This window comes from Pandoraea vervacti (assembly GCF_000934605.2).
In the GTDB taxonomy this organism is placed as follows: domain Bacteria; phylum Pseudomonadota; class Gammaproteobacteria; order Burkholderiales; family Burkholderiaceae; genus Pandoraea; species Pandoraea vervacti.
In genome coordinates this window covers 2,107,535-2,129,468 of the sequence record NZ_CP010897.2, presented here as the reverse complement: position 1 = coordinate 2,129,468, position 21,934 = coordinate 2,107,535, and the positions used below count along the sequence as shown (strand labels likewise).

General features: G+C 62.1%; 15 protein-coding genes, 1 tRNA gene and 1 pseudogene. 6 read left to right on the top strand and 11 right to left on the bottom strand.

All coding sequences use genetic code 11. The annotated features are described in order from the left end of the window. Nucleotides 1-206 precede the first annotated feature (206 nt). Nucleotides 207-1,223 (top strand): tetratricopeptide repeat protein, encoded by a 1,017-nt coding sequence (locus UC34_RS09630; RefSeq protein WP_044455366.1) that lies wholly within the window; start codon nt 207-209, stop codon nt 1,221-1,223. 155 nt (nt 1,224-1,378) lie between these two features. Continuing rightward, a protein-coding gene (locus UC34_RS25365; protein ID WP_157123117.1) for an IS3 family transposase occupies nt 1,379-2,739 on the top strand; the annotation gives its coding sequence in 2 pieces (ribosomal slippage) (nt 1,379-1,853 and nt 1,853-2,739; 1,362 coding nt in all). A gap of 99 nt (nt 2,740-2,838) precedes the next feature. Here the strand turns inward: UC34_RS25365 and UC34_RS09615 are convergent. Beyond that, a complete protein-coding gene (locus tag UC34_RS09615; protein ID WP_044455363.1) occupies nt 2,839-3,891 on the bottom strand; it encodes a Fe(3+) ABC transporter substrate-binding protein in 1,053 nt (350 codons plus the stop codon). Between the two features lie 634 nt (nt 3,892-4,525). Between UC34_RS09615 and UC34_RS09610 the strand changes: the two genes are divergently transcribed. Further along, nucleotides 4,526-5,569, top strand: coding sequence for a patatin-like phospholipase family protein (locus UC34_RS09610; RefSeq protein ID WP_072617563.1), 1,044 nt, complete (start codon nt 4,526-4,528; stop codon nt 5,567-5,569). A 103-nt stretch (nt 5,570-5,672) separates the two neighbouring features. On the opposite strand, the gene UC34_RS09605 is transcribed toward UC34_RS09610, so the two are convergent. The 5 genes from UC34_RS09605 to UC34_RS09585 form a co-directional block, all read right to left on the bottom strand. Continuing rightward, nucleotides 5,673-6,374, bottom strand: coding sequence for a C40 family peptidase (locus UC34_RS09605; RefSeq protein WP_072617459.1), 702 nt, complete (start codon nt 6,372-6,374; stop codon nt 5,673-5,675). A gap of 322 nt (nt 6,375-6,696) precedes the next feature. Next, nucleotides 6,697-8,292, bottom strand: a complete 1,596-nt coding sequence (locus tag UC34_RS09600; protein WP_044455362.1) for an ABC transporter ATP-binding protein — start codon at nt 8,290-8,292, stop codon at nt 6,697-6,699. Next, complete coding sequence (locus UC34_RS09595) at nt 8,289-9,386, bottom strand: ABC transporter permease (protein WP_044455361.1); 1,098 nt, start codon at nt 9,384-9,386, stop codon at nt 8,289-8,291. The genes UC34_RS09600 and UC34_RS09595 overlap by 4 nt, the downstream gene beginning before the upstream one ends. A gap of 1 nt (nt 9,387) precedes the next feature. Continuing rightward, nucleotides 9,388-10,443: a microcin C ABC transporter permease YejB gene (locus tag UC34_RS09590; RefSeq protein ID WP_044455360.1), complete on the bottom strand. Its 1,056-nt coding sequence runs from the start codon at nt 10,441-10,443 to the stop codon at nt 9,388-9,390. Nucleotides 10,444-10,445: 2 nt separating this feature from the next. Next, entirely contained in the window at nt 10,446-12,350 is a 1,905-nt protein-coding gene (locus UC34_RS09585) for an extracellular solute-binding protein (protein ID WP_044455359.1), read from the bottom strand. Between the two features lie 256 nt (nt 12,351-12,606). Here UC34_RS09585 and UC34_RS09580 point away from each other — a divergent pair, with 256 nt between their 5' ends. Beyond that, a complete protein-coding gene (locus UC34_RS09580) occupies nt 12,607-13,458 on the top strand; it encodes an aspartyl/asparaginyl beta-hydroxylase domain-containing protein (RefSeq protein ID WP_052810967.1) in 852 nt (283 codons plus the stop codon). Nucleotides 13,459-13,544: 86 nt separating this feature from the next. Here UC34_RS09580 and UC34_RS09575 read toward each other — a convergent pair whose 3' ends face one another. From UC34_RS09575 to UC34_RS09560, 4 genes are all read right to left on the bottom strand, one after another. Continuing rightward, a complete protein-coding gene (locus tag UC34_RS09575; protein ID WP_167370651.1) occupies nt 13,545-14,792 on the bottom strand; it encodes an MFS transporter in 1,248 nt (415 codons plus the stop codon). A 127-nt stretch (nt 14,793-14,919) separates the two neighbouring features. Continuing rightward, nucleotides 14,920-15,261, bottom strand: coding sequence for an FKBP-type peptidyl-prolyl cis-trans isomerase (locus UC34_RS09570; protein ID WP_044455358.1), 342 nt, complete (start codon nt 15,259-15,261; stop codon nt 14,920-14,922). 157 nt (nt 15,262-15,418) lie between these two features. Next, a tRNA-Ser gene (locus UC34_RS09565) sits at nt 15,419-15,512 on the bottom strand. A 244-nt stretch (nt 15,513-15,756) separates the two neighbouring features. Next, on the bottom strand, nt 15,757-17,007 hold the full coding sequence (locus UC34_RS09560) for an aspartate kinase (RefSeq protein WP_044455357.1): 1,251 nt from the start codon (nt 17,005-17,007) through the stop codon (nt 15,757-15,759). A gap of 625 nt (nt 17,008-17,632) precedes the next feature. Here UC34_RS09560 and UC34_RS09555 point away from each other — a divergent pair. Next, a complete protein-coding gene (locus tag UC34_RS09555) occupies nt 17,633-18,853 on the top strand; it encodes an ISL3 family transposase (RefSeq protein WP_044453341.1) in 1,221 nt (406 codons plus the stop codon). Between the two features lie 188 nt (nt 18,854-19,041). Beyond that, nucleotides 19,042-20,305: pseudogene (locus UC34_RS09550) on the top strand (IS110 family RNA-guided transposase). 31 nt (nt 20,306-20,336) lie between these two features. Here the strand turns inward: UC34_RS09550 and tilS are convergent. After that, a complete protein-coding gene (gene tilS / locus UC34_RS09545) occupies nt 20,337-21,857 on the bottom strand; it encodes a tRNA lysidine(34) synthetase TilS (protein WP_167370650.1) in 1,521 nt (506 codons plus the stop codon). Between the last annotated feature and the right edge of the window lie 77 nt (nt 21,858-21,934).

The following is a 21,934-nucleotide window of genomic DNA, read 5'->3' as shown; positions in this document are numbered from 1 at the left end:
CCTCATCCGAGGCCCAGCCCTCCCCCCGTCCAATCAGCGTCGCCAGCCATGTCGCGCGCACCGCACCCCGCCGTGCGCGACGCCGATTGTCACGATGCCTGTTATATGATGGGACGTTACCGGCCGCGGCAGCGCGCTATACGGTCACCCCCGACGCAGCCACCGGTACGCCTTCCCCCAAAGCGGTTCCCGAAGGAGAAATTGCAATGTCCGAGAAAGACGAATTGATGGCGGAAGCCTTCGCCCACCTGGAAGCCGGCGATCCCGAAACGGCCCTGGAAATCGGCAAACGGCTGGAGTCGATGCAGTACTCGGGCGCCTATGAGGTTCAGGCGATGGCCTACGCCGACCTGGACGACGTCGAGCAGGCCATCGCCGTGCTCGAAGCCGGCGTCGCCCATGCCCCCGGCGTCTGGCTGCTTTGGCAGTTGCTCGGCAACTACCGCTCCGATCTGGGACGCTTTCCCGCCGCCATCGAAGCCTACGAGGCTGCCGCGAACTGCGCGCCTGACGAAGACCTCGTCATCGTCGATTTCAATCACGCCAACGCCCTCGCGCGACAGGGAAATTTCGCTGCGGCACAGACCCAGCTCGACCGTACGTTCGAAAGCCCGCACCTCGCGCAAGCCGGGCGCGCCTTCATCGAGAACGCCATCGCGCTGCGCATGCATCTCTTCGTTGCACAGGGCGAGCCGAAGGCCGCCATTGCTACTTACGAGGCGCTGGCAAAGCAGGAACACGACGAAGAAGGCAGCAACGTCTCGATGGCCGACGTGCTCGCCGAACTCTCGCACGCCTACAAGCAAACGGGCGACAACGCCAAAGCCATGACCACGGCGCTGGAAGCCGTGCAGCACTACAAGTGGAGCGATGCCGCCCTGTGGGCGCTGCGCGCCGCGCGTGATGAGCAGTCGGAAACCGCGCGCGCCATGCATCTGATCGTGGAGGGCCAATGGTATGAGCCATTGGAAGACGAAGATCCGGACGGCCCCGCCCCCGAATTCGTTACCACGTACGATGTCGTCGCCGAGAACGAAGAAGAAGCGCTGCGCCTGATCGCCGAATGCGAGCCGCCGCAAGTACGCGAATCGCTGCGCATCGCCGAGACGCATCCCATCGAAAACGACGACGGCGCATCCGCCACCGCCTTCAAGGGTGTCTATGCCACTGGCGACTACCACATGTATCAACCGGGCGAGGAAGGCGACCTGCTTGACGATTGACGTATCGCCAATCCGACGCGCTCGCCGCACACGCCACGACGGAACATCGCCGCCGACTGCGCTACCGGCATCGGTGTTGTAAACGCCAAAGGGCGCCGGATCCATGAACTGCCCCCCAAGAGTTGGACATAAATCCAACCCTTGGGGGTTTTTGCATGACGAAGTACGACGAGGCGTTCAAGCGCCGTGCAGTTCGTGAATATCTAGACGGTGGGCGTGGCAGCCGGCATGTAAGCCAGAAGTACGGTGTTGGTTGTACGGTGCTACGGCGTTGGGTGAATGCTTATCGTGAGCATGGCGACGCAGGGCTTCGCAAGAAGCACGAAACCTATAGTGCCGAGTTCAAGATGTCGGTGCTCCAGCACATGTGGCATCACGAGCTGTCGTACCAGCGGACATGCGCGGTGTTCGATTTACGCGAAGGCAATAGTGTCAGCCGTTGGGAGCGCCAGTATCATGAGGGTGGTTTCGAAGCTCTCAAGCCTCGCCGTAAAGGCCGGCCACCCAAGATGTCCCAACCCAAACAGCCACCCCAGCCGACGACGCCCGGCGACGAGCGTGCGCGTGAAGACCTGCTCAAAGAAATCGAATACCTGCGCGCGGAGGTGGCGTACCTAAAAAAGTTGGACGAACTGCTCCGGGCCAAGGAGCAGACAGCGCCAAAGAAAAAGCGCAAGCGGTGAGCACATTGCGTGAGCGTCACCCGCTCGGGGCACTGTTAAAGATTGCTGGCTTAGCGCGTAGCACGTTCTATTACCAGATGACGGTGGCTAAGGCCGGAGATCGTCATAGCGAGCTCAAGGCGAAGATCGCGCAGGTCTTTGCGTACCACAAGGGTCGCTACGGCTACCGCCGCGTGACAGCCGCGCTGCGCCAGGACGGTACTTCCGTGAATCACAAGACGGTGCAACGCTTGATGGCACTACTGCGGCTCAAGTCGCTTGTGCGCCCTAAGAAGTACCGCTCCTATCGGGGAGAGATCGGGCGTATCGCGCCGAATCTACTGGCTCGTCAATTCGAGGCCAAACGACCCAACGAGAAATGGGTGACGGATGTCACGGAATTCAACGTTGACGGTAAGAAGCTATATTTGTCCCCGGTTTTAGATCTCTACAACGGCGAGATCGTAGCTTGGCAGACCAGTGAGCGGCCTGATTTTGCACTCATCCAAGGCATGCTGGACAAGGCCTTTGTGCGTTTGGCCGAGGGCCAAGCGCCAATGCTTCATTCCGACCAGGGCTGGGCTTATCAAATGCGGGCATATCGCGAACGGCTTGCCGCACGGGGCATCTCACAGAGCATGTCTCGCAAAGGCAATTGTCTGGATAATGCCGCCATGGAGAGCTTTTTCGGCACGCTCAAATCCGAGTGCTTTCGCCTGGCGCATTTTGACAGCGTTGATCAACTACGCCGAGCGATTTCCGAGTACATCCGTTATTACAACCACGATCGCATCAAGCTCAAGCTAAAAGGGCTGAGTCCCGTGCAGTACAGAACCCAGCCCTTAGCGGCATAACATACCCGTCCAACTTTGCGGGGTCACTTCACCATTCCGGCGCCCTTCGTCTTTTCTCAGCGCCACGAAGGTCATCCGCGGCCTTCGCCTTGCACCGACTTATTTGTAGCCCGCGCGGTCGAGAATGCGCTGCGCTTCCGGCAGGTTCTTGGCAATGGTGCCGATGGAGACGTCCTCCGCCTTGAACTCGCCCAGCGACGTGAGCGCCGGGTTGTCCAGCTTGGTCGTCGGCACGGCGGGCCATTCGTTGTTGCCGTTGGCGAAGTATTGCTGCGCTTCGTCGCTCGCCAGGTACTCCAGGAACTTGACCGCGTTGGCATGGTTCGGCGCATGTTTGGCGATGCCGGCGCCCGCCACGTTCACGTGCGTTCCCTTGCCCGCCTGATCCGGCCAGATGAAGCCGACCTTCGACATCAGCGCCTTGTCTTCCGGCTTGTCCGAGCGCGCCATGCGCACGTAGTAGTACGAGTTGGCCAGCGCCACGCCGCACTCGCCAGTCGCCACGGCCTTGATCTGGTCGGTATCGCCACCGCGCGGCGCACGCGCGAAGTTCGCCACCATGCCTTCGGCCCACTTCTGCGTGGCCGGCGCGCCATCGCGCGCGATCAGCGCCCCAACCAGCGAGAGCATGTACGGATGCGAGCCCGAGCGCGTGCACACCTGTCCCTTGTGCGACGGCTCGGCGAGCGACGCGTAAGTCTGAACCGTTTTCGGATCGACCTTGTCCTTGTTGTAGACGATCACGCGAGCGCGCGTGGAGAAGCCATACCAGTCGGTGCCTGCCTTCGTGTTGGCGGCGTGCAATTTGGCGGGAATACGGGAGTCGAGCGTGGCCGACTTGGTCGGCTGGAACAGGCCGGCTTCGTCAGCCTTTGCCAGACGCGCCGCATCGACCATCAGGATGACGTCGGCCGGGCTCTTCGCCCCTTCGCTCTTCAGACGCTCAAGCAGTGCGGCGTCATCGGCTTCGATGCGATTGATCTTGATACCCGTTTGCTTCGTGAACGTGCCGTAAAGCTGTTCGTCGGTCTGATAGTGACGCGCCGAATACAAGTTCAGCACGCCGTTGTCCGCCTGTGCGCCAAATGCCGCCGCCAGCGTCGAGCCGAGCACCGTCAGTCGCGCCAGTTTGCCGATCGTCTTTGCCTTCATGGGCCGTTCCCCTCGCAATCATGGTTTCGTAGAGGAGAACAGCATAATGAAAAAATCGAATTAACACAAATGATTCCCATTTGCATCAATTCAGATGTTCATTATTGAGGTCGAAGAAGCCGACGGGGGAAGGAAAGACGGGACGTGCGAGAACGCTGACGGTGAGATCGGCGCGCTGCCTGAGCGCGTCGGCGCGGCGCGGCGCTGCCCAGTGACAGCCGGTGATGCCCGATGATGCCCCATCACATCCGGTGACGCGCTCGCGTTGCGGCTGATAAGACGAGACACGTCATGAAAGGTTCCATGACAAGTTGCCGCACACTGATGACACCCTCGAAAAGTGAACTCAAGGGTGCCCGCCACGCTCCAATCGCCGTAAAATTGCGCGTCGACGCACGCGCCTGCCCGTTCCATTTCCAGGGATCCCGGGATACCGCATGCGTCTGTCCTGCCCTGCCGGAGTTTCCCCTTGTTGTCGCTGATTCGAATTCTGCGTCGCGCTGTCGCTACGACGGCCGCCGATGCCCCCGCCGTGCCCGCCGCCGCCCTGCCGCTCGCTCCGTCCATCGCGCCATCCGCCCCGTCGTGCGCCACGTCATCGGCCACGTCGTCCGTCGACCCGATCGGTCGGCGCATGGCGACGACACCCCGCAAGTCCGACAGCCCTCGTCGCTCCCGCAGCCTCATTCCATCGCTCACCTCGGTGACAACGATCTCCGCTGTGGCCGTGCTCGCCGGATGTGCAAGCGCGCCACCCATGGACTCGGGCAATGCACCGGTCACTTCATCGACGACCCCGCCGCTGGTCACGCAAACGCCAGCCGTACCTGCCGCACCGATAACACCCCCAAGGGTCGTCCGCCCGCTGAAGATCGGCCTCGCACTGGGCGGCGGCGCCGCACGCGGATTCGCGCACGTTGGCGTGATCAAGGCGCTTGAAGCGCGCGGCATTCATGCAGACATCGTTGTCGGCACCAGCGCGGGCAGTGTCGTGGGCGCCATGTACGCCTCCGGCCTGAACGGTTTTCAGCTCAACCGCCTCGCGTCGACGATGGACGAGGCGTCGATCAGCGACTGGACGATGCCTTTCCGCTCGCGCGGCATGCTGCGCGGCGAAGCGCTCCAGTCATACGTCAACAAGGTGCTCAAGGACCGCACCATCGAGCAGATGCCGCGTCAATTGGGCATTGTGGCCACCGACCTGCAAAGCGGCGCGCCCATCCTGTTCCGTCGCGGCAATACCGGGCAGGCCGTGCGTGCGTCGAGCAGCGTGCCAGGCGTGTTCGAACCCGTCCACATTGGGAATCGCGATTACGTGGACGGCGGCCTCGTCGCCCCCGTGCCGGCGGAGTATGCCCGGCAGATGGGGGCAGATTTCGTGATTGCCGTCGACATCTCGGCCAACCCGACCGCACAGGCGACACAGGGTCAGTTCGACATCCTGATGCAGACGTTCACGATCATGGGCCAGTCGATCAAGCAGTACGAACTGGAGAAAAATGCGGACGTGGTGATTCGCCCGTCGCTGGCAAAAATGGCCGCCTCGGACTTCCAGGGTCGCAACCGGGCAATTCTGGCTGGCGAGGAAGCGGTCGCAAAAGCGTGGCCGGACATCCAGCGCAAACTGGCCGAGGCCCAGACGGACGCCGCGCGTGGCGCAGCGCAGGCCGCGCGCTGAACGAAACATCGCAGCCATTCCGACGCACCAACAAAAATGCCGCCCCAAGGGCGGCATTTTTCATGGCACGGTTGCACCCGCGAGCGTTGCGGGCACCGGCCCCTTACATCGGGTGATCGTTCTTGAAGAGCTGCTCGACGCGCGTGAGTTCGGCGCTGGCCTTGAGCGTCTCGACGCGGCGTGCGCCATTGTAACGAGCCGACCAGTACGACTCGCGCAGATCTTCCACGCGAATCTTGCCGCCGGTGGCCGGCGCATGCACAAACTTGTCACCGCCAATATAGATACCGACGTGCGAGAAGCTGCGACGCATGGTGTTGAAGAACACCAGATCGCCCGGCTTCAGATCGGTCTTGGCGATACGCTCACCCACCTGGCTCATTTCTTCCGAACGGCGCGGGAGCATGAAATTGAGCGTGTCCTGGAACACATAGCGCACGAAACCGCTGCAATCCAGACCGCTATCCGGTGTATTGCCGCCGTACTTGTAACGAACGCCAATGTAGTTCAGCGCGCCGAGCACGACATCCGACGCCTTGTCGGTCACGTTCGAGAGCAGCTTTTGCGCACGTTGCACCCGCGACTCTTCGACGACCGGCGACGCGGTGTCTGCCACGGTGGCAACGTTTGCGGTGTTCTGGGAAGCATTGCTGGCCTGATTGGCCGCGGCGGCGGCACGCGCAGCAGCGGTCGGACCGTTGTTGTAGTCGTCAGCCTTCGCCGTCAACGAGGCGGTGACGAGGCCGGCGGCAGTGATCGCGAGAAGGAGGGTCTTGCGGGTGCGCGGAGGTTTCGTCGTCTGCATTGGTCGCCGGGTTGGTTGAGTCGGATGGCCGATGAGTAGCTCGTCAGTTGCAACAGGATGCTGCTGTGTTGAAGACCTTCGAGTCACGCCCGGCAGACCCACCGCCGAACTTGATCTAGGAACCGACCGATACGCGGGTCAGTTAACTCGTTGAATAATCAACTTAATTGGTACGCGATAGTAATGTGAACGTCACATGATGTCAAAAGGTAATAGAAAAAAACAATCAGCACAATCAGAAAATTTTCATTAACAATCAAGCCTTTGCGATTTGGCCGATGTTCCGCGACGTTGTGTGACGTTTCATGGCAATGTCACGCCCCTACAGCATGGCCGCCGCGACCAGCTCCCGCGTGTAGTCGTTTTGCGGATCAAAAAATACCGATTCCGTATCGCCCTGCTCCACGAGATGGCCATCCTTGAACACCAGAACCCGATGCGCCATCGCCCGCATGACCGCCAGATCGTGGCTGATGAACAGGTAGCTCAAGTTGTACTTGATCTGCAATTGCGCGAGCAGATGGAGCACTTGCTGCTGGATCGAGACGTCGAGCGCGCTGGTCGGCTCGTCCAGTACCAGAATCTGAGGATCGACCACGAGCGCGCGTGCAATCGCAATCCGTTGCCGTTGACCGCCCGAGAATTCGTGCGGGTAGCGTGACATGGCTCGCGCATCGATCCCCACTTCACGCAATACTTCCGCCACGCGTGTGCGCCGTTCGCCTTCGCTCAATTGCGGACGATGCAGCGCCAGCCCCTCGCCTACGATTTCCTCGATGGTCATGCGCGGCGACAGGGAACCGAACGGATCCTGAAATACGATCTGCATGCGCGAGCGCAACGTACGCTGTGCCGCGCCACGGTAGGACGCCAACGGCTCGCCCTGAAACTCGATCTGTCCGGCGCTGGTGTGCTGAAGTCCGAGCATGGCCATCGCGAGCGTCGTCTTGCCCGAACCCGACTCCCCCACCACGCCCAGCGTCTCGCCTTGTCGCAGCGACAAATCGACCGGATGCACGGCACGGAACCGCCCCCGCTGAAACCAGCCGCGAATACCAGGTTGCGCCGTGGCGTAGTCCACGGTCACACCGCGACCTTCGAGCAGCACCGGCGCGATCGGGAGCACCGGATGAATTTCGCGCACGGGGCGACTGTCGATCAGCTTGCGCGTGTAGGGATGCTGCGGATTCGTGAAAAGCGTCTCGGTGTCGGCGCACTCGACCAGCACGCCCTTCTCCATGACGGCGACGCGCTGCGCAAACTTGCGCACCAGATTCAGGTCGTGCGTGATGAGAAGCACCGCCATGCCGCGCTTCTCGGCGGCGTCGCGTTGCAATTCCAGCAGCAGTTCGATGATCTGTGCGCGAATGGTGACGTCGAGCGCCGTCGTCGGCTCGTCTGCGAGCAGCAGCTTAGGGCGGCAAGCGAGCGCCATCGCGATCATGGCCCGCTGACGCTGACCGCCCGACAACTCATGCGGAAAGTGCGAGACACGGCGCTCCGGCTCCGGAATGCCTGTGCGACGCAGCAGTTCGATGGCCCGCACTTTGGCGTCCTTCGCGGATAGCCCTTCATGCAGCGCCAGCGCCTCGGCAATCTGCTCGCCAATCGGATAGAGCGGATTGAGCGCGGTCATCGGCTCCTGAAAGATCATGGCGACATCGTTGCCACGCAGCCCGCGCATCTCGCGCTCGCTGACCGACGCCAGGTCCGTGCCGTCGAGCAGGATCCGCCCCCGGATATCCGCGTCCTGCAACAAGCGCAGAATCGCCAGCGCCGTCACGCTCTTGCCGGAGCCGGATTCGCCGACAAGCGCCACCCGCTCGCCCCGTTCGATGGCGAAACTCACGTTCTTCACGGCTTCGGTATCACCGAAGTTCACGCTGAGATTTTCGATACTGAGCAGCGGCGCGTTCACATCGCCCCCCCGGCCGCAGCCTGCTTGTCGGCCACACGCGTATCGAGTGCGTTGCGCAAGGCGTCTCCCATGAAGGTCAGCAACAACAGCGTGAGCACCAGCACGACGAACGTCGCCAGGGAAATCCACCACGCATCCAGATTCGCCTTGCCCTGATTGAGCAACTCGCCGAGACTCGGCGTGGGCGGCGGCACCCCGAGCCCGAGGAAGTCGAGACTCGTGAGCGCCAGAATCGCCCCGCTCATGCGAAACGGCAGGAATGTGATGACCGGCGTCATGCTGTTGGGCAGCACATGCCGTCGGATGATCTGCCAGTTCGACAGCCCCATCGCGCGCGCGGCACGCACGTAGTCGAGCTGACGATTGCGCAGGAACTCGGCGCGGACGTAATCGGACAGGCCGATCCACCCGAACAGCGACAGGAGCACGAACAGCAGCCATAGATGCGGCTCGAAGATCGACGCGAAAATGATCAGCAGATACAACTCAGGCAACGATCCCCAGATCTCGATGAGGCGTTGCAGCGTAAGGTCCACGCGTCCGCCATAAAATCCCTGTACCGCGCCGGCGAGCATGCCAAGCAGCGTGCCGGATACCGTCAACGCCAGCGCAAAGATCACGGACAACCGGAAGCCATAGAGCAGGCGTGCGAACACGTCGCGCCCGCGATCGTCCGTGCCCAGCCAGTTTTCCGACGACGGCGGCGCCGGATTCGGCACCTTCGCGAAGTAATTGATGGTCGCGTAGCTGTAGCGCACCGGCGGGTAGATCGCAAAGTTCTCGCCCGAACGGATACGGTCTTCGATGAACGGATCGAGGTAATCCGTGGGTGTCGGGAAGTCGCCGCCAAAGGTCGACTCCGGATACGTCTTCACGAGCGGGAAATACCATTGCCCCTCATAGCGCACGACCCAGGGCTTGTCGTTGGCGATGACCTCGGCAAAAAGGCTGATGCCGAACAGCACGACGAATGCGACCAGACTCCAGTAGCCCAGTCGATGACTGCGAAAGCGCCGCCATACGCGCCAGCGCGGCGAACGCGCTGCGGCGGTATACGACGACGTGTGTGGGGATGGCGTGGCGGATCGGGTCACGTCAGTGCTCCACTCGATCGAATTGAATACGCGGGTCGACCAGCACGTAGCAAAGGTCGGAGATGAGCTTGGTCACCAGCCCGATGAGCGTGAACAGATACAGCGAGCCGAGCACGACCGGATAGTCGCGACGCTGCACCGATTCATACGACAGACGGCCCAGCCCGTCGAGCGAGAACAGCGTTTCGATGAGCAGACTGCCGGCGAAAAACGCGCCGATGAATGCTGCCGGGAAGCCCGTGATGAGCGGAATGAGCGCGTTGCGGAACACATGCTTGAACAGCACCTTGCGCTCGGAAAGTCCTTTGGCACGCGCCGTGAGCACGTACTGCCGACGGATTTCGTCGAGAAACGCATTCTTCGTGAGCATGGTGATGACCGCAAAACTGCCCACGACCGACGCCGTCACGGGCAACGTGATGTGCCACAGGTAGTCGGTAATCTTTGCGGGCCACGACAGCTCGCTCCAGTTGTCCGAGACGAGCTCGCGCAGCGGGAACAACTGCCAGAACGTGCCACCGCCGAACAGCACCAGCAGCAAAACGCCAAGCACGAAGCCCGGGATTGCGTAGCCAATGAGCACGACCAGACTCGTGAGCGTGTCGAAGCGCGATCCGTTGCGCACCGCCTTGGCGATGCCCAACGGCACCGATATCAGATAGGTGAGGAAAAATGTCCAGAGCCCGAGGGAAATCGACACCGGCAGCTTGGAGACGATCAGCGACCAGACGCTCTGATGATGGAAATAGCTTTGCCCGAGATCGAAGCGAACGAAGCGTTTGAGCATCAGCCAGTAACGTTCCATCGGCGTTTTGTCGAAGCCATAGAGCGCCTTGATCTGCGCGAGTTGCTGCGCATCGATGCCGCGACGTCCGCGATAGTCGCTGCCGCCACCGCCGCCGCTCGCTTCACCGCCGCCGCCACGCCCCTTGAGTTCGAGCATCACCTGCTCGACCGGGCCGCCGGGTACGAACTGAATGACCGCAAAGGTCAGCGTGATCACACCGAGCAACGTCGGAATCATGATCAGCAATCGCTTGAGAATGTAGGACCACATGATTAACGGTCGACTCCAGTCGAAGCTGCCGGGGCCTTTTGCCCGGCCCCTGAGCGCGAATCCCACCACATCGACACCAGCCAGCCTTCGGCGGTGAAGTACTTCGGCAACGTTTGCGGGTAACGAAGTTCGCGCTTGAACGCCATGCGATGCGTCGACGAGAACCAGTGCGGCACGATGTAGTAGCCGTGCATCAGCACCCGATCGAGCGCGCGGGCGGCGGCGATCAGGTCCTCGTAGGTGTGCGCGCGCACCAGCGCCCCGAGGAGCGCGTCGACGGCGGGGTCTTTCAGACCGATGACGTTATCCGAGCCGTCCACGTTGGCGGACTGACTGCCGAAACGATCGAGCAGTTCGGTGCCGGGAATCTGCGAGTCGGGATAGCGCAGCGAGATCATGTCGAAGTCGAACGTCTCGAGACGCTTCTGATACAGGGCGAAATCGCTCGTACGGAAATTGAGCGTGATGCCGAGTTTGGCGAGATTGCGCGCGTAGGCCGATGCGACCGGGCCCATGGCGCCGCCATCGTCGAGGAATTCGAAGACGAACGGCTCGCCTTTGGCGTTGCGCAGTGCGCCGTCACGATAGGTCCACCCGGCTTGTGCCAGCAGCTCGCGCGCTTCACGCAGGTTGTCGCGCAGACTCGCGGGCGGGGTCGTCGTGGGCTGCACCACCATCGGCCCGAACACCGCCGGATCGAGCGTCTTGCGAAGCGGCTCCAGCAGCTTGAGTTCCGCCTCGCTCGGCATGCCGCGTGCGGCCAGGTCACTGTTGGTGAAGTAGCTGTAAATGCGCTGATACTGGTTGTAGAACAACTGGCGATTGAGCCATTGATAGTCCAGCGCGAGGTCCAGCGCGCGACGCACGCGCACGTCGCGGAACAGATCGCGCCGCGTATTCAGGATGAAGCCCTGCATGCCCGCGGCATTGTGATGCGCGAATTCGCGCTTGATCAGTTCGCCATCCTTGAAACGCTTGCCGACGTAGCTTCGCACCCAGCTGCGCGCGCGGTATTCGGTAATGACATCGAACTCACCCGCCTTGAATCCTTCGAGCCGCACGATGTCGTCGGAATAGAGCTTGTAGACGATGCGCTCGAAGTTGTACGTGCCGCGCCGCACCGGCAGGTTGTTGCCCCAGTACTCCGGATCGCGCCGGAAGGTGATGCGCCGTCCGCCGTCGTATGACTCGATCAGGTACGGGCCGCTCGCAACGGGCGGCTCGAACGTCAGCGCATCGAAGGCTTTGCGCTTGCCGTCCGGCCCCGCACTCCACTTCGGCGAGAACACCGGCACCGACGATACGAGCAGCGGCAGATCGGGACTCACGCGACGAAAATCGAAGCGCACCCGGCGCGGGTCGATCACCGTCACCCCCTTCACATCGGCGAGCATCACCTTGAAGCCGGGCGCCGACTGTGGACTCATCAGCGTATCGAACGAGTATTTGACGTCCTGCGCCGTGACCGGGTCGCCGTTATTGAAGCGCGCTGCCGGGTTGATGTGAAACGTGACGGAGGTGCCGTCCGGCGCCACGGCGATATCGTCGGAGAGCAGACCGTACACCGTGGCGGGTTCGTCGGCGCTGCCGATGCCCAACGTCTCGAACATGAGGCCCGAGACGCCCGGCGCGGACGTGCCGCGCAACGTGAACGGATTGAATTTGTCGAAGCTGGTGCGGCGATCGGGGTTCGCGAGCGTTAGCGTGCCGCCACGTGGCGCATCTGGGTTGACGTAGTCGAAGTGCGTGAACCCCTGGGGATACTTCGGCTCGCCGTACTGGGCGATAGCGTACTTGGCCTGGGCGACGGGCGCGGCGAGCAGGCCCGCGGCAAGCACAGCGACGATGAAATGGCGGAGCGAGCCCCGGGTCGTGTGTGGGTGCTGCCGTGTCTTGCGCGCGTTCATGCGTCTCCTGTGATGGTCGGCGAGCGCCAGCCTGTCGGGGCTCGGACGCATCCAGCCCCACCCCTTCGATCCGTGCGAAACATCTCGTAACCCGCGTCTCACGCACATTTCCCGCATGAGACTTGGCGGCGCGGCCGGACCGCGCGACAATTGTACCCAAAAGCCCGGCGTTCACCGCACTGAAAGACACATACCCGCCGGCCCGGTTCCCCCATCCCCACCCTGGAGGCCGACGTTGAGTGCTACACGATCGCCTGTGCAGAACCCTAACCGTACCCTGCCCCGCTGGCTCGCCAAATTTTTCTTTCAGTGTGTGGAAGCGGCGCAACGCAGTATTGCCCGCCACTCACTGGTAGGCGACAAGCCCATCTTCGACAACGCGCAGTTCCCATGGGTCGAAGCGATCGAGGCGCAGGGTCCGGCGATCGCGAAGGAACTCGAAGCGGTCCTCGCCAACCCCGGCCGTCTGCCGGCGTTCCACGAGATTTCGCCCGACGTTGCGACCATCACGCAAGATCATCAGTGGCAGACTTTCGTATTCCTGGGCTACGGCATGCGCGCGGAGCGAAACCTTGCCCGCTGCCCTGCGACGGCAAAGGCGCTGGATGACATTCCCGGCCTGCGCACGGCCTTCTTCTCGATTCTGTCTCCCGGCAAGAAGATTCCGCCACATCGCGGCCCGTACAACGGCGTGCTGCGGCTGCATCTCGCCCTGAAGGTGCCGCGCGAACGCGAGAAGTGCTGGATCGAGGTGGACGGTCAGCGTTATGTCTGGCAGGCCAACCGCGCCGTGATTTTCGACGACGCTTACGAGCACCAGGTGCACAACGACACAGATGAGACGCGCGTCGTGTTGTTCGTCGATTTCGAACGCCCTTGCAAGGCCCCCGTCTCGTGGCTCAACAAATTGTTGCTTTCGTTCGCGCCGCTCACGCCGGAGCTGCAGCAGGCCAAGGCGAATCACGAAAAATGGGAGCGGGATTACTACGCGACGCCAGCCGCAACGGCGAGTCCATCGGCGCCGACGTCGTCGGCTCACGCGAGCGCGACGATGGCCGATCCGGCGAAACGCGCCGAAACGGTGGAAGACGAACGCGCCCACGGATAAATGCGTCGCGCATGAAAAAACGCCAGCGAATGACGTTCGCTGGCGTTCTTTCATGTCAGGCCATGCCGGCCAACCGACAGGTCACGTCATTCGCGCGGAGCGGCCGATGTGCGGCGACCGGATTGTGCGAGCACGTCCTGCGGCGGCGGCACGAAGTTCGCAGCGAGCACGGCCACGAGCGCTGCCGCGAGCATGGCGCCGATACCAAGTGCCGCATCGCCGAAGTGCAGATACGCGAACTTCATGGCTTCGATCACCGCCACGGCCACGACGATGGTGATCATGCTGAGCATGCCCGCGACTGTCGCGCGGTTGGGGCTGTCGACGGCAAACAGCGACTGGCGATAGACCACGCCGTAGCTCAGGCCCATGCCGAAGGCGTGCAGCGTCGTACCGATCAGCAACGCCGGATAGCCGGGCGCCAGAATGGCCGTGCCGACGAGCGAGACGGCCGCGCCGATCAACATGGCGGCCACCCCTGTGGCCAGCAAGCGACCATTCGACCAGCGCCCGACCTGGCGCGCGAGCACCACGTTCCCGAGAATCAACGCCGCGAAGACCGGCACTTGCAGCATGGCGTACTGCATCTGCGACAGACCGGCACGCTCGATCAGAAACACCGGGCCAAGCGCAATCCACGTGAGCAGCGGCGTGACGGCCAACCCCGTGAGTACGGCGCCTCGCCAGAAGCGCGCGCTCGAGAGCGGGAGTTTGTAGCCCTGCCACAATTGCGTGGCGTTCAGCGCATTGCGATCATGGCGCGAGAGTTCCGGCATCGTCCGATACAGGCCGATGAACGACACCACGGCCACGATGGCAATGAGCCAGAAGATGCTGCGCCACGGCCAGAACGACACCACGGCAGCGCCGGCGAGCGGCCCGAACAACGGCGAGAGCAGCGAGACGTTCGCCATGAGCGCCATTACGCGTACCGCCGTCTTCTCTTCGAAAGCTTCATGCACGGTGGGATAACCGACGGTGAGCACGAAGCAGCAGCCCATGCCCTGCAGAAAGCGCAAGAGGATGAACTGCGGCATCGTTTGCACGTAGTGCACGGCCAGGCACGCAACGATGAACATCGCAAGCCCCGAGAGCAGCACGCGACGGCGGCCGAACCGGTCGGCGAGCGGGCCCAGCAGCCATTGCAGGCTGGCATTGCCGAGCATGGCGGCGGTGAGCGCGAGCGTGGTCGCTTCGGCGGTGGCGCCGAACTCGCGTGTGACGAGCGGCATGCCGGGCATGATCATGTCGTTCGAGATGTAGACCGCGAACTCGAAGAGCACCAGCGAGAAGGGAAACCAGAATCGTGAAACGGGGGATGCTGAGTGAGACACCTCGTAAGAACTCCTTTGTGTCGCCAAGGCTCGTGACATCGGCACACATAAAAAACAACACCCCCGGTGCCTGCGAGGCACCGGGGGTGTCTGTCGCTTCGTGCCGCGATGTGCGGCGTTCGATGCTTCAGACTTCCAACAGATCGACCTCGAAGACCAGGGTGGCGTTCGGCGGAATCACGCCGCCTGCACCGCGTGCACCGTAGCCAAGTTCGGCCGGAATAATGAGCTTGCGCTTACCGCCGACCTTCATGCCCTGGACGCCTTCGTCCCAGCCACGAATGACCATGCCGCCGCCGAGCACGAAGGCGAACGGGTCGTTGCGGTCCTTGCTGGAATCGAACTTCGTGCCGTCGGTGAGCCAGCCGGTGTAGTGCACAGTGACGGTCTGACCGGCCTTGGCTTCGGCGCCATCGCCCACTTGCAGGTCGTCGTATTGCAGGCCGGAATCGGTAGTGATGGTCGACATGGTTGTCCTCGCTCGAAGTTCGACGGAAAGATGACGGGGGTGCTACTTTACCGCATCCTGCTGCGGCTGGAAACGAATGCGGCAAAAGACCGCCTGAGATAGCTAAAAAAGAAAAGCCCCGCGAGTCCTCGAACTCGCGGGGCTTTGTCACCGCTTTTGGCGGAGACGGAGGGATTCGAACCCTCGATCCAGGTTTTGGCCCAGATGCTCCCTTAGCAGGGGAGTGCCTTCGACCTCTCGGCCACGTCTCCCAAACTTGTCGTCGCACCAGGGAGGTGATGCAACGAAGCCGTGATACTACCTACTGTTCTCGATGCCGTCAAACATTATCCGCATCGAAATCCAACTTTTTTTTGCGTACGTGTCATGCCTTCGACACGTTCAGAGGAAATTTCCCGCATCACTGCACGAATTTTCCGCTGCGCGCCGCATGCATGAAGCTCGCATGCGGCTCGTCGCCCAACCACACTGGCGACGTTCGAACGCCGCGATGGCTTACGCCTGATCCAGTTCGAATGCCTTGTGCAGCGCGCGCACGGCGAGCTCCATGTACTTCTCGTCGATCAGCACGGAGATCTTGATTTCGGACGTGGAGATCAACTGAATGTTGATGCCCTCTTCCGACAGCGTACGGAACGCCTTGCTGGCGATACCGACGTGCGAGCGCATGCCCACGCCAACGATCGACACCTTCGAAACCTTCGGATCGCCGAGCACTTCGGCAGCGCCGATATGGCCCTGCACGTCGTTTTGCAGCAGCGCCATGGCACGCTGATAGTCGCCACGCGGCACGGTGAACGTGAAGTCGGTCTTCCCATCGACGCTCAGGTTCTGGATGATCATGTCGACGTCGATGTTCGCGTCGGCAATCGGGCCGAGGATCTGGTAAGCGATGCCCGGACGATCCGGCACGCCGCGCACGGTGATCTTGGCCTCGTCACGCTGGAACGCGATACCCGAGATGATGGCCTTTTCCATTTGTTCGTCTTCCTCAAAAGTAATCAGCGTGCCCGAGCGCGCTTCTTCGTCGAGCGCGATCATCGGGTCGGTCAGGCTCGACAGCACGCGAGTCTTGACCTGGTACTTGCCGGCGAATTCCACCGAACGGATCTGCAACACCTTGGAGCCGAGGCTGGCCATTTCCAGCATCTCTTCGAAGGTGACCTTGTCGAGGCGGCGGGCTTCGTCGACCACACGCGGGTCAGTCGTGTACACGCCATCGACGTCGGTATAGATCAGGCACTCGTCGGCCTTCAGCGCAGCTGCCACCGCCACCGCCGACGTGTCCGAGCCGCCGCGACCGAGCGTGGTCACGTTGCCGTTCGGATCGATGCCCTGAAATCCGGTGATGACGACCACGCGGCCAGCATCGAGATCGGCCATGACGCGCTTGTCGTCGATTTCCGAAATGCGGGCCTTGGTGAAAGCGCTGTCGGTCTTGATCGGTACTTGCCAGCCGGCGTAGCTCACGGCGTCGACACCCGCCTCTTTGAGCGCCATCGCCAGCAGGCCGACGCTCACTTGCTCACCGGTGGCGGCAATCGCGTCGAGTTCGCGCGGATCCGGGTTCGGCGAAATCTCTTTGGCCAGGCCCAGCAGACGATTGGTTTCGCCGGACATTGCCGACGGCACCACCACCATCTTGTGACCGGCTTTATGCCACTTGGCCACGCGCTTGGCGACATTCTTGATGCGCTCCACCGAGCCCATCGACGTGCCGCCGTATTTGTGTACGATCAGAGCCATAACATTGCTAACACATTGATTTAAAACCGTTTATGAATCCTGCGCGGATGCCCTTCATTTGGCATCGGAGACGTTTCGATTCGCGGAACTTTTGATTATCGCACGAATGTATCGCGTTGGCGTCGGTTTGACGCAGATTGCACTGTCTTGGCTTCTGTACACCGCATCTGACGGCAGATTGTGCTGCGATTTGCAGAGGTTTCCTACTTTCACACCGCAGCCGAGCTATGCCTGCGCTCCGGCACTCTGCCGCTCCAGTGCTCCGGCAATCCAGCACGCCAGAGATCAAATTCCCTGCCCTCTCCTAACACCCATCGCCATCCCACTCCCCCCACCGCCCTTGACAAGCATCCGGGCAGCGGGGATTGGCAGCACTCGACTAGGCTCCACCGAAAGTCGCTACGTCCGAGCGCCACCAATCCCCGCCACTCAAACATCCGATCCCCTCCGCTACACCCCCGTGCCCACGCCACACGTCATTGCACCTCGCGGCGCCGCTTTCTTCCGCTTCCTTCCGCTTCCTTCCACTTCCTTCCGCTTTTTTCCGGTTCATCGTGGAAAACCGTGGAGGTTTTCAAGGCAATTGATAATCTGACGCCAATAGAGACGGTGTTCGGAGGAGCAATTGCTAGATCGAAAAGCGCTGGAAGCCCTCGGTTGCTGGACGGGATACCGAGTTGAGCGAGTGGAGTGGCCTTCGCAGGACAGTCGGACACTGTCGTTGTATCTGAAGCCATTAAGCCGAGTGATGCTGTGCGAGCAATGCGGCAAGCGTTGCTCGCAGATCCACGAGACGACGGTGCGCCGGGTTCGGGATCTTCCCTTGTTTGAATATCGAGTGGTGCTGCATGTGCCGCGTCGTCGGCTTTGGTGCGAGCACTGTGGTGGCCCGAGGCTGGAGAAATTGGACTGGCTCGGGCGCTACCAACGGGTCACAGCGCGCTTTGCCAAGGCCTGTGAAATTCTGCTCAAGTCGACCAATGTCCAGGCCGTTGCAGCGTTCTACGGTTTGGATTGGCATACCGTTAAAGCGATCGACAAAGCGAGTTTGCGAGCAAGCATCGCCGAGCCGGATTGGACACAGGTTCGATATTTGGCGATGGACGAATTCGCTCTGCACAAGGGCCACCGTTACGCCACGGTGGTGGTCGAGCCGCTCAGTCGGCAGGTGCTATGGATTGGGAATGGCCGTTCGCGTGAAACTGCCCGAGCCTTCTTTGACCAGCTTCCCGAGGGCGTTGCAGAGCATATCGAGGCTGTTGCCATCGATATGACAACGGCCTACGAGTTGGAAATCAAGGCGAACTGCCCGCAAGCCGAAATCGTCTACGACTTGTTCCATGTCGTTGCCAAATACGGACGCGAAGTGATCGACCGGGTCCGAGTCGATCAGGCCAACCGACTCCGAGATGACCGGCCAGCACGCAAAGTCCTCAAATCAAGCCGCTGGCTGCTCTTACGCAATCAAAAGAATCTACGGCCGGAACAGTCCGTGCACCTGAGTGAGCTGCTGCAAGCCAACCAGCCTCTGTTGTGCGTCTATTTGCTACGAGACGAACTCAAGCGACTGTGGTTCTACCGAAAGCCAGCTTGGGCGCAAAAGGCATGGGAGCAGTGGATTACTCAAGCCAACGACAGCGGTATCGCTGCGCTGAAACTATTTGCGCAGCGCCTGCAAGGCTATTGGCACGGCATCCTGGCCCGCTGCCGACACCCACTTAACACCAGCGTCGTTGAAGGCATCAACAACACCATCAAGGTCATCAAGCGCCGGGCATACGGCTACCGTGACGAGGAATATTTCTTCCTCAAAATCCGCGCAGCTTTCCCCGGCAATCCACGATGAACCTTTTTTCCGCCCCCCGTTACTATGTTCGCACCTCGATAATCGAGGTTTTGGCCAGCCAGGCCCGGCATGATTCCCGCCCCCAGTCGTAACCATGATCCGGGGGGTGTTGTCACCGGGTCTGGTGGGTGGCTGGTGATCGCTGATAGGGGTTTGGCACGGATATTCCGACGCCGTCCGTAACGTGGATGCCGAGACTTGCCACCAGGGTTCTTGCAGGCCAATTCACTTTTTGTGCCAACTGCAATGCATAACTTTCCACTTCATGACGCCGTCGATGTCTTCATCGGCGTCGACGTCGGCAAAGGCCACCACCATGCCGTCGCTCTCGATCGCAACGGCCGTCGCCTCTACAACAAGGCCCTGCCTAACGATGAGACCCAACTGCGCGCCCTCATCGATGAGTTGAAAGCCCACGGCCAGCTCCTGTTCGTCGTCGATCAGCCGGCTACCATCGGCGCACTGCCGCTGGCCGTAGCCCGCGACGCCGGTACGCTAGTCGCCTACTTGCCAGGTCTGGCTATGCGTCGCATCGCCGACCTGCACGCAGGCGAAGCCAAGACCGACGCGCGCGACGCCGCCGTCATCGCAGATGCCGCACGCACCATGCCGCATACGCTGCGCTCATTGCGTCTGGCCGATGAGCCGCTCGCCGAGCTCACTATGCTGTGTGGCTTCGACGACGACCTGGCCGCCCAAGCCAACCAAACCAGCAACCGCATTCGCGGCCTGCTCACGCAGATTCATCCCGCGCTTGAGCGCGTGCTCGGACCTCGCCTGGATCATCCCGCCGTGCTCGATCTGCTTGAGCGCTACCCCTCACCCGCAGCACTGGCGGCCGCGGGCCAAAAAACGCTGGCGAATCGCCTGATCAAGCTCGCACCACGCATTGGCAAGAGCTTGGCCGCCGACATCGCGCAGGCGCTTACCGAACAAACCGTAGTCGTGCCGGGTACTCATGCCGCCACGCTGGTGATGCCGCGTCTGGCCCAGCAACTGGCCGCCCTACGCAAGCAACGCGACGAGATCGCCGCCGAGGTCGAGCGCCTGGTGCAAAGCAACCCTCTTTGGCCGGTCCTGAGCAGCATGCCCGGAGTCGGGCTCAGGACCGCAGCGCGACTCCTGACCGAGGTGGCGCACAAGGCCTTTGCCTCGGCCGCCCACCTGGCGGCCTATGCTGGCCTAGCGCCGGTGACCCGGCGCTCTGGCGCCTCGATTCGCGGCGAACACCCCTCTCGACGTGGCAATAAGGTACTCAAACGCGCCCTGTTTCTCTCGGCCTTTGCGGCTTTGCGAGACCCGATCTCAAGGGCTTACTACAGTCGAAAAATCCAGCAGGGCAAGCGCCACAACCAGGCACTTATCGCGCTGGCTCGCCGGCGCTGCGACGTCCTTTTTGCCATGCTACGCGACGGCACTTTTTATCAACCCAAAACGGACCCCAGTGCTTGACGAACTACATAGGGGCACCCCCCTTCCGTGCTCACGCCTCGTCGCGCCACGCCATTGTCCAACGCGTGCCCCCCTCTTCGCTCTGCACGCCGCCATCCACCCCCAGTCTGGGGACGAACACGATGATGTCCTTCTGCCACACCACCGGCACATGCCGAAGCCACGCCGCCACCCCGCGACTCTGATACCAATGCTTCAGCGACCGCGAACGCCCATCCGCACGCGCACGCCATCGCTCACCACCCACCCTCGCCTTCGCCACCAATGGCCCGGCTCGCAATACGTGCTCACCGATGTCCCCCTGCGTCGGCTCGCCTTCAGGCACCGGCGTGAATACGATGCTGCCCCTCCACTGCGGCAAGCGCCACTCCCGCTCTCCCGCCCAATGCAGGACCGCGTCCGGAATCACGTCGTCCGCGCGCGCAACGTCATACACCGCCGTCCACTGCAATTCGTCTCGATACACGCGCAAGACGGCATCGCCATGCGGCAATTCCAGCGATGCCTGCGCGTGCGCGTCGCGAATCTGACGCACCCACTCGTCGAGCCGCGCCTCCGGCGGCATCGGCAACCCCCGACTTGCCGCCCAGTACCGCAGCAAGTTCGCCAGACGTGGCGCGTCCAACCCTTGCAAGCGACTGCGCTGCAAACGGTCGTCCCCTTCCTCATGGCCCGCACCCACCTCACGTGCCGCACGCGCCACACGCGCCATCTCGAAGTCTACTTGCGCCAGTTGATCGAGCAACGTCTGCGCCTGCGCCGCATGGCGCGCAAACCGCGCCAGCGTCTCGCGGTACGCGGGCACGTGCGACGCAATCGCAGGCATCACGTCATGACGTAACGCATTGCGCAGGTAATGCCGGTCCTCGTTCGAGGGATCTTCCACCCATGTCAACGAACGCGCCGTAGCGTAAGCCCGCATCGTTTCGCGCGAGACGTCGAGCAGCGGGCGCAGCAAACGCACATGGTTCGACTCACGCGCCGCCAACGGCAAATCGCCTTCGATAGCCATCGCGGCCACCCCCGGCAACCCCGCACCTCGCAGCATCTGCAACAGCACGGTCTCCGCCTGATCGTTTGCATGATGTGCGCTCAGCAGCCAGTCGACACCATGCCTCCGACAGCTCGCCGCCAACGCTTCGTAGCGCACGGCGCGCGCGGCGCCCTCGATCCCCTGACGGGCGCCGCGCGGCACACGCACGCGCTGCGCTTCGAATGCGAACCCGCGCAAGCGCGCTTCGCGCTCGCACACGGCAAGCCACTCGTCGGCATGCTCGGACAAGCCGTGATGGACATGAATGGCCAGCGGCTGCGCACCGGCGTCGCCCCGCTCGCGCCGCTTTTGCCACCAATGCGCCAGCGCATCGAGAAGCACCATCGAATCGAGACCGCCGCTCAGGGCGAGCGCCAGCCGCGGCAGGACAGACCGTGCGGAGGAAGTGGAGGAAGTGGAAGGAGCGGGGGAAGTTGCCGCAGCGTCGGCAGAGGAGACATGCGTGACATCGTGCGGCGAGACATGGGCCGTCAACGCCAGACGCAAAGCGACGTCCACATGAGCCACTGCCGCGTCGCATCGGGCAGATGCGAACGCGGCAGCAGAGGAATCGTGATGAGCCATCGGATTCGGCG